A 17,822-nucleotide genomic window follows, 5' to 3' on the forward strand; every position below is an offset into this window, starting at 1 on the left:
TAAAGATGGACGAACGGCTGATCGGAAAAAAATATTATGAAACGATGATTGAGGATACAAGGAAGCACCCCATTCAAGCTTTGGGTGAATTGTTTCTCGTGGAACAAAAAAAGGAAAGAGCGGATTTAACCGCAATTCGATTTGCTCAAGGAGAAGTATATTTTCAGCATCATGACTATGAAGCAGCCATTTTTAAATGGGAAAACATAGAAGGGGAACTTGGTTCATGGGCGAAGAAAAACATCGCTGATGCTTATTTTGAACTGGAAATGTATTCAACCGCAGAGGATATCTATAAATCCGTCGATACGAATGAAGCGGTTTTGAAAACAGAGGTTCTTTTGCAACTTTTTTCCCTGTACATAGTGGAATCGAGAAATGACCTGGCTTCCAAAGTCGTGAAAGAAGCAGTCGAGTTTCAACCGGACTACCCGAATGTCACGGAAATCGCACGCGCCTTTTTTGAAGAACAAAAGGATTGGAACAGTGCGGTGGTATTAGCGGCGAATGAAAGTATCCGTACAGAATCAATGGGCTGGTTCGATGTGCTGAAGACGTATATCCAGCAGGGTGTTGCACAATCGATGGATCCGGATTATTTTTCAACTGTCCTTGGTTCGCTATACACACTCGACCAGGAACGTTTCGAAAAGGTGACGGTTGCCCTTTGGAAAAATTATAAATATACGGATTCTTATTTCGAATGGCTAAGAGTGATTAATAACTTGATAGATACCATCGAATTAAACCATGCGGATGTATGGGATGAGCTTTCCGTCTATTACAGGGATGCATATGCAGGTCTGTTAGAAGGAACGCACCTAATCAAAGATTTAAGTCCTGTCGTGCCAAGGTTGCTGGAAAACTGGCTCAAAATCGCAGATGGGGAGCTCTCGCTGTTTGCGGCGGCATCCGCGTTGTCCTGGAATGAAATCTTCCCGGATACGATCAATGCGCTGGTCATTCAGGATGCAGAAAGCCTGCTTTCGAAATCGCCTAAATTGGGAGGCGGACTGGAAGCGGGAGAGAAACTGTTCAATTCCATTATCCAGTGGGCTGAAGATAATGATTTAAGGGTTGGCAATAAGCTTAAATGGATGGTAGAGGGGCTTAAGGATACCAGGAATTTCAATCTGCTTCTTGCAGGAAGTACAGGAAATGGCAAGACATCCTTTATTCAGTCAATCGTTGGCGAAAGCATTGCCGCTGAAGATCATTCGTCCCTAGTCAGTGTCAAAGACGGGGATGATTTGGAAATCCTTGAAATTACCGATACAGATAGCAAAGTTGTCGAGGAGCTAACTGATTTGGATGAAACACGCCGCCAGCGCGGGACTATTGTCGATGTGACCATCATCAGTGACTACCTAAGAAATAATCATCTGCGATTACTGGATACACCGGGGTTCAATGGGGAAAAAAGCGTGGAATCCGATTTCCAAGCCTATTTACATGGCAGTGATGGCCTGATGTTCGTTCTTGACGCCCGGGCGCCTTTCACCGGCAGCGAACGGGATCTGTTATTGGAAATTCAAATGATGGCTCCGAAACTGCCGATTCATTTCCTATTAAATAAAATGGATACGATATACAGTGATCAGGTCGCAGTCCGGATGGAAGACGAAACATGGGATAAAGTGAATGCATATTTCCCGAATGCGAAAGTATTCGCTTTCTCAAAACATTATGACAGCAGGCAGCAATTGAAGGACCTTTCAGCCTTCCTTCAATCGAATTATCAAGATGATAATTGGAAGGAAAGAAGATCTGAAAAAATCCTGGCATTCATTCGTAAAACTTTATCTTATCTATTAGAAAAACGGGCAGCCAATGAGCGGAAATGCGAGCATTCCATCTCTTGGAATGAACAGATGGAAGTCAAACTGAATGGGGCGGTCAATCAACTGGCTGATTTGGAAAAAGAAAAAAGTGAAAATATCATAAGGTCATATCGTTCGCTTAAGGACGAAGTGAAAAATCAGCTTTATTCAAAAATTCCTGAATTACTGAGGGATTGCTCTAAATCGTTAACGGAAAGCAGTGATTTCAGTCAGGTCCATGTACAGTTAAACCAGGAAATGAATGAGCGGATTCAAAACTTCATTTCTGACAAGATCATGCCTCAATATTACCGTTCTCTTCAAGATTGGATTGCCAGTTCCCAAATGGAGTTCTCACAAAGCCAGCAGTTTATGGATGAGATGAGTGCCGGATTCAATGAATTATACAAAGAAGAACGGATTACGCTGGCAGGTGACTTCAGGGTATTGGATGACTGGCGCCGTGATGCCGACCGGATGACAAGCAGTATCCGCATCGAAAACGTTAATATCCTTTTGCGCAGGACTCCATCACAATTGCTGCTTAAAGGAGCAGGGAAGCTGTTTGGGGCGATACCGCAAAATAAAGCCAATATGTACAATCGTTATAAGAAATACCTGGAAAGTGAAGATTACCTGGATGTTGCCGAAATGATCACGGAACGTTTCCTTACCCAATTTGGATTGTTTGAAAAATCTTTGGATCGGGACATCTCACTTTTCTATCGCAGTTCATTTGCCTTACTTCAAAAAACGATAGAGCAAACGCAGACTGAAATAAAAGACTACCAGGCTGCATTGGAGCATATGAAAGAAAATCCGGAAGTTTACCGTGACCCGATCACTTTGTTCGAAGTGAAATTAAGGCAGTTGGAGAGGCTTGAAAAAATCGAGAAAAAGCGTCTAGCCCAGCTTCAAAGAAAATGAAAAATGACAGGGAACATTCCAAATATTCGAAAATCTATTGACTTTACAACTATATCCCTATAAAGTGATAATTACGAAAACGTAACACAATATATCTCTTATCAAGAGTGGCGGAGGGACTGGCCCTAAGATGCCCAGCAACCGTTCCATTAGGAATTGGTGCTAAATCCTGCAAAACAGAAATGTTTTGACAGATAAGAGAGGGACAAGTCTGCAAAACAGCCGATTAAACCTCTCTATAATTAGAGAGGTTTTTATTTTGGGATTTACACCAACTTAACAGATAAGACTAATAAGAAAATATGGAGGGAAACAAGATGAGAAGGTCTATTAAAGGGATATTCATTTCAGCCATCGCTTCGGCTTTGCTTTTAACGGGTTGCTCTACTGGGCAGAGTTCCACAGAATCGAAGAAAGAAGAAAAAGTATCATTTGAAAATGTCCCGGAAAGATTTGCTGATGGGGATGGAGCCAAGATCAAAGTGATCCGTAAAATTGGCGGTGATGATCATACGGCCCAATACCTGGCGGGGGCGAAAGAAGAAGGAGAAGCGCTGGGGTTTCAAGTGGATACGTATACAGCCAATGGTGATACGGCTAAATTCCATGATGCGATAGCGCAAGCTTTGGAGGAAGATTACGACGGCTATATCATTTCCCATGGTGATGATGCAGCAACTGTGAATGACGTTCAAAAGTTGGTTGATGCAGGCAAAAGCGTTGTCACATTCGATTCAATAAGCGATCTATCTAAAATAGAGGGCGTGACATTAACTTCTCAGGATGATGAAGCATTGGCCACACTAGCTTTTGATAAACTGATAAAAGAACAGAAAGGTGAAGCGGCAATTGCATATCTTTGGGTGGACGGTTTTCCTCCAATGGTAAGAAGAAATGCAGTCTATCAGGAAAAATTAAAAGAAAATCCCGGGATTAAAGAAGTCGAAAGATTCGGAGTGGCATCTGCTGATACTTCGGTTCAGACACAAAATGCTGTAGCCGCAATGCTGAATAAATACCCTAAAGGTAAATTGGATGCCATTTTCGCAACATGGGATGCCTTTGCTATCGGTGCAGCCCGGGCGATTAAAGAAGCGGGCCGCGATGAAGTGAAGATATATGGAATAGATGTATCGAATGCAGATCTCCAGGAAATCCAATCAGCCGATAGCTCTTGGTCCTACACAGCAGCAGTCGATCCCAAGTTGATCGGTGCAGTGAATATGAGGATATTGGCTAAAAAATTAGCGGGCGAAGAAACGCCGCAAACCTATGACTTGGAGGCATCACTTATTTCACAACAGCAAATCCAAGCTTCAAAAGAAGCGGTAAACATGGCAAATCTGTCTGGTATAGTCGATGGTTGGGGTGTATCGACGGAATTTGAAGAAGATTGGATGAAAGTTTTGAAAGACCATTATAAAAAGTAAAAAGAGACACTCTCTTTCCAGTGAAGGGAGTGTCTGTTCAATAAGGGGGAATGGACATGGGCACGCAACTAGAAATGAAGAAGATTTCGATTGAATTTCCGGGGGTGAAGGCGCTGAGTGAAGTTGATTTTTCCGTACAATCAGGGACAGCCCACGCATTGGTCGGTGCAAACGGAGCAGGGAAATCGACGTTAATGAAAGTTTTATCGGGAGCCCATGTTCATTATTCAGGTGACATTTTTATTGATGGGATGAAGCGGGATATCCGTTCGCCAAAAGCGGCTCAGGAACAAGGCATTCAAATTGTTTATCAGGAAGTGGATACTGCCCTCATCCCTTATTTAACGGTTGGGGAAAATGTAATGTTGAATGATATGGTCCAAAACATGGGGAAAAAGCAGAGGGTCCAATGGAAAAAGCTGCACAAACAAGCCTCTTATATTCTTGAAGATATGAAAATTCGTGTCCCTTCGAAAAAGCTGGTAAGAGACCTTACCTTGGCTGAAAAACAGATGGTCCTGATAGCAAGAGCCGTATCGACAGAATGCAAATTCCTGATTCTCGACGAGCCAACTGCTCCGTTAAGCCATACGGAGACGACAGAACTTTTTCGAATTGTAAATGAATTAAAGCAAAAAGGCGTGGGAATCATTTTCATTTCACATCGTCTGCCCGAGATCTTTGAAATCTGTGAGGAAATTACGATCATGAGGAATGGGGAGCGTGTCATTTGTCGAAAAAAGGATGACATAACCCGTACCGAAGTCGTGGAGAACATGCTCGGGAAAACCTTGGATGAACAGTTTCCTGAAGTGAATACTTCGATTGGAGATGTAATTCTGGAAGTGAACGGATTGTCAGATGCCGAGAAAGTTAAAAATGTCAGTCTGAATATTAAAGCAGGCGAGATAATCGGCTTGGTAGGTTTGGTCGGGGCTGGGAAAACGGAGCTGTGTAAAACCCTTTTCGGTCATACTTCAATCACAGCGGGGGAAGTCATCCTGAATGGTCGAAAGCTTTCTTTGAAATCACCGCACGAAGCAGTAAAAAGCGGTCTGGCACTTGTACCTGAGGAGCGCAGGAAAGAAGGGGTCCTAGTTCAGGAATCAGTCTCGGCGAACTTGACTGCAGCCAGTCTCGGCAAATTCTGCAAGACATTCAGCTTCGTGGATCGTAAGGCGGAAAAGGAAAAAGCGAAGGAAATGATCGCAAGTCTCGGTATTAAAACTCCCTCAGGGGAAGTGAATGTCGAAAACCTTTCAGGTGGTAACCAGCAAAAAGTTGCCATCGGAAAATGGCTTATGGCTGATGCGGATGTATACATATTCGATGAACCAACGAAAGGGGTCGATGTTGGAGCCAAGAAGGATATATTCGAATTGATTGCAAAGCTTGCAAGGAATGGAAAAGCGATCATTTATGCATCATCCGAGCTTTCTGAAATCATGGGCATTACCAACCGGACCTATGTGTTATATGACGGGAGCACTGTCATTGAATTAGAAACAAGCAAAACGAATGAAGAAGAACTATTATTCTATTCAACAGGAGGAAAATAGGATGAGCATACCCATTCCTGTTACACAGACAGCGAAAACGAAGAAAAAGGTGGAACTATTCGACTTTTTCTATAAATACGGCACAATATTGACGATTATCATTCTGATTGGAATTTTTGCCGTGTCCAATCCATCTTTCATTCAAACTACGAATCTGGTCAACATCCTGCGTTCCATTTCAATCGTGACCATCATTGCAATCGGCATTACGATATCCCTGACCGTGGATGGCTTCGACCTTTCCGTCGGCTCTGTCGCATCATTGGCCAATGCCGTCGTCATCTCGATGTTTGTCTGGTTTTCACAGGATACATTTATCGCCATATTAGCTGCAATCGGTGCCTCACTTGTCGTAGGGGCTTTGAATTCATTCATGATCGTTAAATTGAGAATTCCAGACATGCTGATGACATTGGCTACCATGTTCATTATCCAGGGAATTGCCCTTACCTATACAAAAGGGGCAACGGTTTCGCAAAATATGGTCATGCCCGACGGTACGTTCGCAACAGGACTGATCAGCCCGTTTTTCGCCAAAATTGGCCAGGTACCATGGATAATCCTGATCATGGCCGTCATTGTAATAGCGACCCATATCTTTTTGACTTATACGAAGCACGGTCGTTATATGTACATTATTGGGGGGAATAAGGAAGCGGCGAGACTTTCCGGGATATCGGTTAATAAATACAAAATCCTTGCCTATCTGCTTTCAGCTCTATTTGCTGCAATCGGGGGGATTGTCCTTGCTTCAAGGGTCATGACATCGGAAATCAATTCAGGGTCCCCCTATTTAATGGATGCCGTCGCGGCAGCCTTCATTGGTTCCTCCGTTTTAGGAGCGGGAAAACCGAATGCCTTTGGAACCTTTGTCGGTGCAGTCCTGATTGGAATCCTTCAAAATGGGCTGATCATGATGTCCGTTCCGTATTATGCGATGGATATCGTCAAAGGAACAGTGCTGGCCCTTGCGCTCGCTGTAACCTATTACAAACAAAAACACTAAAATGAATCCATTACGTTACTATACAGAAATCCAAAATTATGGAAAAAATCCTGTTGGATATACAACAGGATTTTTCCTTTTAAAAAAGGGACGGGTTATGGATATAAATTATCTCCATTTTTAATTAATAATATTTATTAACGCTAATATGGGGTAGCCACGATAGCGAAATTTTAGAGGAAATTTACTTTACCTTTCAATAAAATTGATAATGATCTATTGTAAAGTATGAACATTCAAATCCTATACTTAACCAAAGGAGAGTGTAAACTTATGCGCGAAACCTGTGTTCCGACTGGCGTGAAACCAAAAGACACTGGCTTTGGATATACGTTGTCCTTAATAGGCGGCAAATATAAAATGATCATTATGTATTGGCTGTCTGAAAATAAGGTTATGCGGCATAATCAGCTGAAGCGGAGTATCGGCACCATTTCCTTTAAAACGCTAAGCATCATGTTAAAGGAGCTGGAGGCAGACGGTCTTATCATACGCAAGGAATTTCCCCAAATACCTCCAAAAGTAGAATATTCATTATCTGAACGTGGTCTATCTCTCATTCCATTGTTAAATATGATGTGCGAGTGGGGAGAGAAAAACAGTTTGCCAGCTCAGGAGACTGTACAGCCGTAGGTGTAGCTATTTTGATTAAATCAAAAGAAGTGTTTCCCTAACAAGGAAATACTTCTTTGATGAAACTGCCTATTAGAGGTTGTCGACAAAATTTAAATAATCTTGTGCGCTTTTTTCCAATTCACTTGCGGACGGCTCATTTTCAGCACCATAAAACGCAAAGAATGAACGATAATCTGCATTACAGTATAGGAAGGTAGTTTCAAAGGGAGATAATAAATGTTCAAGTGTATAGCGATATCTTCCCTCTTCACTATAATCCTCTTTGTTAATTCCGGCAGATACAGCTAAAGCAGCTTTGCGATTCTTTAATTTATCGCCTCCATTTGAACCATAAGCCCAACCATAAGTAAAAACATCGTCAAGCCATCTTTTTAGGAGAGGCGGACAATTAAACCAATAAAAAGGGAACTGTAAAACAAGATTACTATGCGATTCGATTAATTGCTGTTCTTTTTCCGCATTAATGTTTCCGTCAGGGTAAACCTTATACAATTCGTGTACTGTATACTTTTCCGGATATTTCCTTAGCGCTTCTACCCATCGCTTATTTATGACGGATGTTTCTAGACTTGGGTGTGATACGATAACAAGAGTTTTCAAAGATTTCTCCTCCTTAATTTTTATTTATTTTAAGTATAAAGTGCACTCTGCAAGTACGTAAGTATGCACTTTTAGTATAGGTACTTACCTAAAGGAGAGTGTAATTCAGGTATAACTAAAAAAACGGTTAGTTGAATTTGTAATTATTAAATGAATACCTTGCCTTATAAAAAATATATTAATGAAGTCTTAAAAGGTCATATAGACACGCTCATCCTGTCACTTTTACATAGGAGGGATATGTACGGCTTTGAATTAGCCAAAATTGTTCGTGAAAAGAGTGATGACCAATTTGAATTAAAAGAAGGTACACTTTATCTGTCTTTAAAAAGATTAGAAAAGAATGAATGGATTTCTTCTTACTGGGGGGATGAGCAAGGACCAGGAGGAAGAAGAAAATATTATAGACTTACATCAGTGGGTGAAGAAGGATTTAAACAAAAGCGCCTGGAATGGGAATTTGTAAAAGATGTGATTGATTCCTTTTTAGATTGGGGGAAATAAGGAAGCGGCGAGACTTTCCGGGATATCGGTTAATAAATACAAAATCCTTGCCTATCTGCTTTCAGCTCTATTTGCTGCAATCGGGGGGATTGTCCTTGCTTCAAGGGTCATGCCATCGGAAATCAATTCAGGGTCCCCCTATTTAATGGATGCCGTCGCGGCAGCCTTCATTGGTTCCTCCGTTTTAGGAGCGGGAAAACCGAATGCCTTTGGAACCTTCGTCGGTGCAGTCCTGATCGGAATTCTGCAAATTGGGCTGATCATGATGTCCGTTCCGTATTATGCGATGGATATCGTCAAAGGAACAGTGCTGGCCCTTGCGCTCGCGGTAACTTATTACAAACAAAAACACTAAAATGAATCCGTTACGTTAATGTGACTATATGATAAGTCTGCATGTGGATGATATAAGAGACTGGTAACTCGTGGTGAGTTTTAACTATAAGAAGATAGGGGAAGAGGGTTCTTTTTAACCCCCTTTCCACACTAATTTCCAATATCCAAATTTTAAAAAAGTAATTGCACTCACTATATTTTGTTTTTATAAATGACTTTGTTAACATCGTGTCTTACTGTTTTGTGACCTTCTTTAATCCCTTTCCCCATGGCAATAAGCATAACATCTAAATACCTATCAGAAATTTTTAAGGCTGACTTTAATTGTTCGGAATCATACCCGGACATTGTAATGGTTTCAAGACCTGCCTCGTTCGCCAATAAAACTAACGACATTGATGCCAGGCTTGCGTCTCTTATTAATTCAACCTTTAAATCTTCTTTTGATTTATTTAGATAATAATTGATTGCCGCGTTTGTTAGATAATCTCTTACTGATGCGTCAAAATAACCTTTTTGAAACTCATCCTCATGTATCATCATGATATTTTCTTTTTCAAATGCTTGATAATCACCTAGTATAACAATCAGTACTGAGGCTTCAATTACCTGTTGCTGATTAAAAGCAATGGGCAGTAACAAATTCTTTAAATATGGTTCATCTATAACCAGGTATCGTGTTGCTTGAATATTGTTTCCGTTAGGCGATTTACTGGCTCCTTCAATAAATGTCGCCAACGTTTCTGGACTAATTTTATAATGGGGATCATACTGCCTTACGGAACGTCTTTTTTCTATAATCTCTCTTACACTCATCGTGTTCACTCCCAATGTTATATTTGCTTCATAATCAGAGTATAATGGACCCATGATGTAGAAGAAAATAACGCACAATAAAGTGGCATAGCCACCTTTATGTGCCTATTCAGGAGGAATGAGGAATGAAGAGTCTAAATACTGGAATAAATATTTTCATGAATACTGTAGGAGGAAAGTGGAAATGCTTAATCCTCTTTTTTCTGAGTCAAAAACCAATGAGGACAAAAGAGTTTTATATTCTAATACCGGCCATTACCCAGAAAGTCTTAACCGACCAATTAAAGCAGTTGGAAAGAGATGGGCTTGTTCGAAGAGAAGTATATAAAGTAGTACCGCCAAAAGTAGAATACAGTTTAACTGAGTTGGGTCAATCCTTTGTACCTGTATTAAATACCATGTGTGAATGGGGCACTGCATATGCAGTCGAACAAAACCTCGAAAGACAAGAACAAATCTGTCGTCAACATAAATAAGTAAGAGCTGCATCAACTAGGAGTATGGATTTTTTTGACAAGTTCAGTGATGCAAGCAGAAATTTATTCAAGCTATCAATATAATTGTAAGAAATACGTTATTAGAGGGAATGTCTTGAAGATGACTGTTGGCAGTCTCTCTAGAAATTGTATTAAACTAACAGGTGCTTTACTTTAAAGTAGTTGCTTTGCCCCGCTCTTTTTCTTATGGGTTTAAATGTAACGGTTAGTTGCATAAGATTTTTTTTGCTTTATAATTAGTACCAGGTGTTAATATCAAGTTATGAAATGATGCAATTCATACACACGAGGTGGCTATTCTATGTTCAAATCCAAAGCACGTATTACTGCGATAGGTTCGTATGTTCCTGAAAAAAGGTTAACAAATAAAGACTTAGAAAAAATGGTTGAAACCAATGATGAATGGATAGTTAAACGTACTGGTATTAAAGAACGAAGAATTGCACATGAAGAAGAGTTTACTAGTGATATAGGTTATAAAGCTGTAAAGGATTTAATGGAACGGTATGATAAATCTGTCGAAGATGTTGATATGATCATTGTCTGTACCTTTACACCTGATTTCAACACTCCAAGTGTAGCATCTTTAGTCCAAGCAAAGCTAGGTATTAAGAATACTGGAGCTATTGATTTAAACGCTGCCTGTGCAGGATTTACTTATGGGTTGCATGTAGCCAATGGATTAGTAACATCTGGTTTAAACAAGAAAGTTCTTGTTATTGGAGCCGATACTTTATCAAAACTTATGGACTATGAAGATCGAGCCACTTGTATTTTATTTGGAGATGGCGGAGGAGCAGTTCTTGTAGAATATGATGAAAAACAGCCAAGTTTTATTTCTTCACATTTATATTCGGAGGGAGAAGGCGGAAAACATTTATATAGTACAAACCTATCGACACGTATAAATGGTGAAGACTTAAATAATAGTGGCAACCTTGTACAAAATGGACGTGAGGTTTATAAATGGGCTGTTACGACCGTTCCAAAAGGAATGCAAACTGTTATGAAAAATGCTGAATATCAATTGAATGATGTTGATTGGTTCGTACCGCATAGTGCAAATTTAAGAATGATTGAGTCAATATGTGATAGAAGTGGCTTTCCAATTGAGCGTACTTTATATAGCTTAGTGGAGTATGGAAATACTTCTTCAGCAACAATTCCATTATCTTTAGAAATAGGATTAAAAGAAGGGAAGCTCAGTGGTGGTGAGAAGGTTTTATTATATGGTTTCGGCGGTGGGTTAGCTCAAGCTGGATTGCTTATCAATTGGACCTTATAACGCTTTTTTCTACAACTAATAACTGAGTTTGTACCAGAAGAAGGCCTCTCATTGGGGGCCTTCTTAAAGTATGATTCTTTGAAAATGATTCATTCAAACTTAAAAATGAAGAGTCAGGGTATTTCAACAGGACCTTTATTTGTATTTTAGACAACTAGAGGTATACCGCAACATCCTCTTTAAAAAAACAGAACCTTTGAACTGAAGTGAACCCAAATGGTTAGGCACTTTATTTAAACAGCCTTGAGGGCATGAACCCGGTAATCTACTGGGTTCATGCCTTTTATTTTTACCTTGATTCGTTGATGATCATAGTAATGATATATTCTTCTAGTTCTTTTTTGATTTCCAGTTGTTATACTTTGAAAGAGTATTGGTGCAAAAAGGTTCAAAGAGCGACATATAAAAAAATGCTTCGTGAAATAAAACAGACTGGTTTTTACACCGTTTACAAATAATATTAGTTAATTCTTGGAATATGTGATAGCAAGATGGCTTATTAAGTTAAAAAATTATATGATTTATCATAAATCACAATAGGAATCTTTTTGTTTTCCCTTATATTGGGGGAAGGACAACCTTTTGATTGAACTTGATCAAAAGAACAGAACCTTTGAATTTCAGGTTCTGTTCCTATTTCTTATTTGAACTTTTGCACTTCTTCTTGTCCCTCGAATTTGTTATCTTTCAATATGCCGATTTCTTCAATATGATTTCGTGCCGTTTCGTCCCCTAATTTATAAATGAGGGCATAAAGCCTTTTCATGGCTGCATCGTATTTATCATTTGCCCGGTCATGATGATAGAGAAGGTAGGGCACATGTGAACGGGCATATGCCTCCAGGTCATCTGTCCGGTGTTCCTCCAAGCATTGTTTCAATTCTGCAAGTTCCTCATCAGTTGCGTGTACTGTGAAGCTCGGATTCTCTTCAAGTTTTTGTCCGAGTACGTCGCCGCTGACCAAATCGACATGATAGGTCTTTTTTTCCTGCATCATTCTGTGCATCATCCTTTCAAGCGTTTATTTATTCTGTACCACTATTTGTAAAAAGTTAATCATGAATGTAAACATTTCCTTAATGAAAAAGATAGGAAATAGAGGTATCGGATTTCTTATCAAATGGTTTAAGATGGATTTACGGAATATTGTGGAAAAGTGAGGGGGGATATAGTGAAGAGGTCAATCATGGTTATTTTTTTTGTGTTGATTGCTTCAGGCTGCGTAACAAGGAATTATGATTCCAATATGGATTTAGGGAAAAGTCAGTTGAATGAGGAAAATTATTTGGAAGCCCATGAGGCATTTGAATTAGCTTATAAAGAAGCAAAAACATCGGAAGCAAGAGAGTTAATGGATCTTTCAGGTTTTCTGGCGAGCGGGATGAAGAATTACGACGAACAGGATTTTGATTCGGCCAAAAGTGATTTTGAAGAAGCGACCGCATATAAAGCAAAATACCGGGAAGGTAAACTAATGGTTTTAAAGGCGGTGGAAATGCACCCGGTATCAGACTCCGCCACGATAGAAACAGTAGAGGGGAATGACGAAGTGGAACCGGTGGAGGAAGTAACTGAGGACGGAACCATTGGATCCAAAGGGCAAGATGAGGCGGCAACGGATACAAAAGGAAAAGTTGAAACGGCATCAGGCAAAGAAGGGAGCAAGGATTCGGTAAGTGCTTTAAGTAAATCTCAGGCGGAGAAGCTTGTGAAGGATTACGTGGACATGGAAAATTTCCCGAATTTGCATATCGAATATGATCATGATGCCGAAAAGGGAGATTACATTTTTCATGTTTTCGAGGTGGATGAAGGCAGTCAGAAAAGTGGTCACAAAACCACTTGGGGTTGGTATGGCGTGAATAAGAAGACTAAAGAAGTTTATGAAGTCATGTAAGGATAATTAAAAATGGTCGAAAAGAAGGCCCCCTGTTGAGGCCTTTTTATTTTGCAGCACGGTAAAATACAGAATTCGATAAAATCTTTATATTCTTTGTAAAAAGATCGCCTTATTCTTTATTTCTTAAGAATTTTTTAATATTTACTGTTTATGATTGAGCCATGTAAAGGACAATCATAGGAGGGATAAAGATGGAGAATTATAATGGTGATGAGCAAGTCAGAGTCAAGGCAGAACGGAAAAAGGGTAAGTCTCTTTGGCTAACTAGCCTTGTTTCCGGAACGGTTGCTTCTATGGTTACATCGTCTGTATTTCTATTTGGCGGGGATTTTATAGATCAAGGGAAAAGTTCAGTGAATGAGTCAACCAAAACGGCAGGTGTAGAGCAAACGGAAAGTGTTGAAAAGGATAGAAGTGTCACGGCGGAAAAGTTATCGACAAGTACGGATTCAAATGATAGGGCAGAGATGGTCGAATCAGCATCAAAATCGATTGTAGGGGTCGTGAATTTACAGGAGATGCAAAACCAGAACCCGTACCAGCGGCAAAGCACCGAGAGCGAAACGGTTGAGAGCGGCACTGGCTCAGGGGTCATTTATAAAAAAACTGGTGGGAAAGCCTATATCATCACGAACAATCATGTTATTGAAGGAGCCAAGGAAGTCGAAATTTCATTGTATGATGGACAAAAGGCAACGGCAGCGGTTGTTGGGGCTGATGCTTTGACGGACTTAGCGGTTTTGACAATTGATGCCTCGATGGCACCTGAGGGAATTAAATTCGGGAATTCAGATAGCATGCGTCCAGGTGAAGAAGTATTGGCAATTGGCAACCCTCTTGGACTTGATTTTTCACGATCGGTTACACAAGGGATCGTCAGTGCGACCGGACGCTCCATTTCAGTCGATACATCGGACGGGGAGTGGGAACTTGATGTCCTTCAAACAGATGCAGCGATCAACCCTGGCAACAGCGGCGGTGCATTGATCAACACCGCTGGGGAAGTGATCGGGATAAACAGTTTGAAGATTTCCGAAAATGGTGTGGAAGGCTTAGGGTTTGCCATACCAAGTAATGATGTGATTCCGATTGTTACGGAACTGATTGAAAATGGAAAAATCACACGCCCATATTTAGGAGTCAGCTTGGCCAGTATAGAAGAACTGCCGCAATATTACCTTCAAAATGTTCCAGAAGCTGCGAAGTCCGGTGTAATGGTGACCAGTATAGAAGCGGGCTCGGCTGCCGCGAATGGAGGGCTTAAGCAACAGGATATCATCGTTGGGATTGATGGAACGAAAATAAATACTGCCGCAGCATTAAGGAAATACTTATATACAGATAAGAAAATCGGCGATAAAGTAAAGGTAGAAGTATATCGAGGTACTGAAGAGAAAACGGTAACGATAACCTTGCAAAAACCATAGAAAATGGTAGGCCCCTGATTATCCATCAGGGGCCTCGGTTTGTAGACAAAAGGTGTTCGGAATTAAAAAATTCCGAACACCTTTTGAAATTCCCTTTGAATTTTAGGCGATTTTTGGAACTCACCATGTCCATTTGGCCATAGTCTTTAAATTAAAGGCAGCGAAAGTAAGCATCGCCTGCATCGACAATTTTTTAAGTCCCCTTAAAGTAGTCCAACATATACCATACTTTTCTTTTGTAACAATAAAGGTTTAGGAGTTTTTATCTAAAAGTTAAAACAAAGTTGATTGGAACGGAAGGTGCGAGACTCCTGCGGGGAAAGCGAGTCCAGGGGAGACCCCGCAGGCGCTAAGGCGCCGAGGAGGCTCCCGGACCGCCCGCGGAAAGCGAGCGCCTGGAGTGGAAATGAACGTTCAAATTGTACAAACCCCTATTTAATAGTATACAAAAGGTTAATATCGAAAAAATAGATAGTATATTTGCACTGTTTTTCAGATTTTTCATATAGTTATGAATGCCTAAAAGTGAATAGTGGCGCCTTCTATTTGTCAAGGTTTTCATTGTGAATATGTTAAAAAATAGAAAAGATTTGACAAATTTGTGAAATGTCATAAAATAGAAAGAAAGGGGATGAAATTATGGAAACTAATCAGAAGATGTTAGATGCAGTGAAATGGGTGTCGGGCACAGGTTGTGTAATCGGAATTATTATTTTTGCTTTAAGCTTTTTTGTAAGCGATTACAATAAGGATTATATATTTACCTCTGTTGGAATCGCCATCACACTAAGCGCAGCTGCCATTTTTCTAGTTGGTATATTTTTTGTCCTGACAGAAGAAATGGTAATGAATACACATAAAGGCGAAAGAATTGAACCGGAAACGACTAAAATCATAAAAATGAAATCAAAGGCTAAAACTCAAACAAAAAGAAGTACAGAATTCAGTAACTAAAACCAGGAATATGCGTAATAAACTGGCTTTCTCTCATCAGATTCAATAACATGGTTGAACAAAACTAGCTGTTCGTTTATCAGAATTTGAGCCAATTTGATCCCTGTCAATGAATGCGCTTTCATTTCGTATATTGCTTGTATCGATAAATTTTAATTCAACAAAATATACTGCACTCGTTATGTAACAGAAAATATTTCAAGCAACCCTTCGTATTAAACGGAATACATACGATGTGCTTGTACATCCAAATCAAACTCAGGAAGTTCTAACTTTACATTTTGAACTATATCCACGAGGAAAGGACACTTTTAAAAGGTCCTTTTTTCGTGGATTTTTTTATGTACTTTTACTTCAAGGTACAAAGGGATGCATGTATCAATAGGGGGTTATTGAGTAGAGAGTTTCCAAAAGGCGGAGTTGAGTGGAACAAACAAATGTATTTTTTTTCATGTTTTTTGTCCTGCCCTACTGACTGATAAACTTGACCAGTTGCAACAGTTTGACTGACCCCTGAATTACTTCACCCCACGACTACTGCTAAACGGCTGTTTGTAATATACAGGGAAATAAGTATTGCGAGGAACCAAAGAACCCAATTACATTTCACACTCGTTGTTTCTTTATATATATATAATATTGACCAGTGTTGGATCATAAGGGTATTGAAGCATGGATACAACATCGTGCACAATGCGGCTACCATTTACCAACTTCCATGGGCGAGTGAAATAAATCCGCTTTAAATCATGTTTTCCAACGATAGATACGTAATTAACAGGATAGGTAATATAATTCATAATCTTTATAAGTTTTGAGGCAATAAACGCGGTGAATATAATGTGAAAATTTCATTTCATTATATTAGAGTAATATTAAACGGAAAGTGGATGGTACTATCTGCAATCCTGTACTGATAATTGAAGTTTCCATAGGTAAGTTATTAAACATTTATTATATTTCATTTGCTGAAGATTTTCGAACATTTCAGTTCATTTACCATCTTCTTACTGCTCTTTAATGAACTTTATGTGACAGATGTCACTTTATATTGTCTTTTTTTACACTTGGGATTAATATTGGTATGTCGGGGTTTGTGAACATGGTAACACTTTGTCCGAATAATTACCAATAGGAATTTTATTATGTAAGAAAGGGGTAGTACTATGAAAATAAAATGGGCTCTATTAACTATACTTTTTACTATTGCCACTGTGCTAACCGGTTGCGATAACCCATTAATGGTCTTGGACCCTAAAGGGCCAGTAGCTGCAACACAAGCAGATGTTATTATGATTTCGATATGGACAATGTCCTTTGTCGTCCTTGTCGTTATGGTACTGTATATCTTCATGATAATGAAATATCGTGCTTCCAAACAACGTGATGATTATGAACCGCCTCATATTGAAGGAAGTAAGGTTCTTGAAATAATTTGGGTTGCGATCCCAATTTTAATCGTCGCTTTCCTATCCGTTGTTACTGTTAAAACAACAAATGAAGTTGAGGCAACACCTAAAGGGTACGGAGATCAAGAACCTTTAGTTATTTACGCTTCATCTTCGAACTGGAAATGGCATTTTAGTTATCCGGAAGAAGATATCGAAACAGTCAACTATCTGTTTATACCTACTAACCGACCAATTGAATTTAAACTTTACTCATTCGGTCCAATCTCAAGTTTCTGGATTCCGCAACTTGGAGGACAAAAATACGCGATGTCGGACATGGTTAATACGTTGCACTTAGCAGCTGATGTACCAGGTGAGTATATGGGTCGAAATTCAAACTTCAGTGGTTCAGGTTTTGCTCAGCAAACGTTCAACGTTAATGCACTGTCTGCAGAAGAATACGATAAGTGGGTAGATGAAATTAAAGCTACTGCTAAACCGATTACTGAGGAAAAATTCAATGAATTGTTAAAACCTGGTCATGTGGGACAATCCACTTACACTGGAACTCACTTAGAGTTTTCACCAGCTCCTGAAGGGGAAAATGCTGGCCATGACCACGGATCTTCTGATACTGAAGAAAATGATTCCAAGGATTCACACAAGGAACATTCAGAACACAGCAACATGAATCATGATCACTAAGAATTAATTTCGTTCGATAAAACAACTAG

At 39.7% G+C, this 17,822-nt stretch carries 16 protein-coding genes, 2 pseudogenes and 1 riboswitch; of the genes and pseudogenes, 13 read left to right on the forward strand and 5 right to left on the reverse strand.

Annotated features, from left to right (window positions below):
- Positions 1–5: 5 nt before the first annotated feature.
- The 5 genes from Q8G36_RS04215 (at position 6) to Q8G36_RS04235 (ending at position 7,375) form a co-directional block, all read left to right on the forward strand.
- The gene (locus Q8G36_RS04215) at positions 6–2,747 is read left to right on the forward strand and encodes a GTPase domain-containing protein (protein WP_305159119.1); all 2,742 of its coding nucleotides are present in this window, start codon (positions 6–8) and stop codon (positions 2,745–2,747) included.
- A gap of 95 nt (positions 2,748–2,842) precedes the next feature.
- Positions 2,843–2,948: riboswitch (SAM riboswitch) on the forward strand.
- Between the two features lie 116 nt (positions 2,949–3,064).
- Positions 3,065–4,177 (forward strand): sugar ABC transporter substrate-binding protein, encoded by a 1,113-nt coding sequence (locus Q8G36_RS04220; RefSeq protein WP_305159120.1) that lies wholly within the window; start codon positions 3,065–3,067, stop codon positions 4,175–4,177.
- Positions 4,178–4,233: 56 nt separating this feature from the next.
- Positions 4,234–5,736: a sugar ABC transporter ATP-binding protein gene (locus Q8G36_RS04225; protein WP_305159121.1), complete on the forward strand. Its 1,503-nt coding sequence runs from the start codon at positions 4,234–4,236 to the stop codon at positions 5,734–5,736.
- A gap of 1 nt (position 5,737) precedes the next feature.
- Positions 5,738–6,742 carry an ABC transporter permease gene (locus Q8G36_RS04230; RefSeq protein WP_305159122.1) on the forward strand — a complete coding sequence of 335 codons (1,005 nt, stop codon included), beginning with the start codon at positions 5,738–5,740 and terminating at the stop codon, positions 6,740–6,742.
- Positions 6,743–7,015: 273 nt separating this feature from the next.
- Entirely contained in the window at positions 7,016–7,375 is a 360-nt protein-coding gene (locus Q8G36_RS04235) for a winged helix-turn-helix transcriptional regulator (RefSeq protein ID WP_305159123.1), read from the forward strand.
- 72 nt (positions 7,376–7,447) lie between these two features.
- Here Q8G36_RS04235 and Q8G36_RS04240 read toward each other — a convergent pair whose 3' ends face one another.
- A complete protein-coding gene (locus tag Q8G36_RS04240) occupies positions 7,448–7,978 on the reverse strand; it encodes an NAD(P)H-dependent oxidoreductase (protein WP_305159124.1) in 531 nt (176 codons plus the stop codon).
- Between the two features lie 150 nt (positions 7,979–8,128).
- Here Q8G36_RS04240 and Q8G36_RS04245 point away from each other — a divergent pair, with 150 nt between their 5' ends.
- Together Q8G36_RS04245 and Q8G36_RS04250 are read left to right on the forward strand one after the other, a co-directional pair.
- Complete coding sequence (locus tag Q8G36_RS04245) at positions 8,129–8,482, forward strand: PadR family transcriptional regulator (RefSeq protein ID WP_305159125.1); 354 nt, start codon at positions 8,129–8,131, stop codon at positions 8,480–8,482.
- Positions 8,469–8,837, forward strand: a pseudogene (locus Q8G36_RS04250) (ABC transporter permease); the annotation flags it as partial. The gene Q8G36_RS04245 and the pseudogene Q8G36_RS04250, both read left to right, overlap by 14 nt.
- A 173-nt stretch (positions 8,838–9,010) precedes the next feature.
- Here Q8G36_RS04250 and Q8G36_RS04255 read toward each other — a convergent pair.
- Entirely contained in the window at positions 9,011–9,634 is a 624-nt protein-coding gene (locus Q8G36_RS04255) for a nitroreductase family protein (protein WP_305159126.1), read from the reverse strand.
- 125 nt (positions 9,635–9,759) lie between these two features.
- Here Q8G36_RS04255 and Q8G36_RS04260 point away from each other — a divergent pair, with 125 nt between their 5' ends.
- A complete protein-coding gene (locus Q8G36_RS04260; protein ID WP_305159127.1) occupies positions 9,760–10,110 on the forward strand; it encodes a winged helix-turn-helix transcriptional regulator in 351 nt (116 codons plus the stop codon).
- 322 nt (positions 10,111–10,432) lie between these two features.
- Positions 10,433–11,416, forward strand: a complete 984-nt coding sequence (locus Q8G36_RS04265; protein WP_305159128.1) for a ketoacyl-ACP synthase III — start codon at positions 10,433–10,435, stop codon at positions 11,414–11,416.
- A gap of 233 nt (positions 11,417–11,649) precedes the next feature.
- On the opposite strand, the gene Q8G36_RS29140 is transcribed toward Q8G36_RS04265, so the two are convergent.
- Together Q8G36_RS29140 and Q8G36_RS04270 are read right to left on the reverse strand one after the other, a co-directional pair.
- A complete protein-coding gene (locus Q8G36_RS29140; RefSeq protein ID WP_370694014.1) occupies positions 11,650–11,808 on the reverse strand; it encodes an IS3 family transposase in 159 nt (52 codons plus the stop codon).
- Between the two features lie 248 nt (positions 11,809–12,056).
- Positions 12,057–12,413, reverse strand: coding sequence for a hydrolase (locus Q8G36_RS04270; RefSeq protein ID WP_305159129.1), 357 nt, complete (start codon positions 12,411–12,413; stop codon positions 12,057–12,059).
- Positions 12,414–12,587: 174 nt separating this feature from the next.
- Here Q8G36_RS04270 and Q8G36_RS04275 point away from each other — a divergent pair, with 174 nt between their 5' ends.
- Together Q8G36_RS04275 and Q8G36_RS04280 are read left to right on the forward strand one after the other, a co-directional pair.
- Complete coding sequence (locus Q8G36_RS04275) at positions 12,588–13,313, forward strand: hypothetical protein (RefSeq protein ID WP_305159130.1); 726 nt, start codon at positions 12,588–12,590, stop codon at positions 13,311–13,313.
- A 194-nt stretch (positions 13,314–13,507) separates the two neighbouring features.
- Complete coding sequence (locus Q8G36_RS04280) at positions 13,508–14,743, forward strand: S1C family serine protease (protein WP_305159131.1); 1,236 nt, start codon at positions 13,508–13,510, stop codon at positions 14,741–14,743.
- 120 nt (positions 14,744–14,863) lie between these two features.
- Here the strand turns inward: Q8G36_RS04280 and Q8G36_RS04285 are convergent.
- Positions 14,864–14,992 (reverse strand): annotated as a pseudogene (locus tag Q8G36_RS04285) (transposase); the annotation flags it as partial.
- Between the two features lie 390 nt (positions 14,993–15,382).
- Between Q8G36_RS04285 and Q8G36_RS04290 the strand changes: the two are divergent.
- Together Q8G36_RS04290 and qoxA are read left to right on the forward strand one after the other, a co-directional pair.
- Positions 15,383–15,697 (forward strand): hypothetical protein, encoded by a 315-nt coding sequence (locus Q8G36_RS04290; RefSeq protein WP_305159132.1) that lies wholly within the window; start codon positions 15,383–15,385, stop codon positions 15,695–15,697.
- A gap of 1,166 nt (positions 15,698–16,863) precedes the next feature.
- Positions 16,864–17,793, forward strand: coding sequence for a cytochrome aa3 quinol oxidase subunit II (gene qoxA, locus Q8G36_RS04295; RefSeq protein WP_305159133.1), 930 nt, complete (start codon positions 16,864–16,866; stop codon positions 17,791–17,793).
- Positions 17,794–17,822: the final 29 nt, after the last annotated feature.

The sequence above is a fragment of the Peribacillus frigoritolerans genome (assembly GCF_030676415.1).
GTDB classification, from domain to species: Bacteria; Bacillota; Bacilli; order Bacillales; family DSM-1321; genus Peribacillus; species Peribacillus frigoritolerans_A.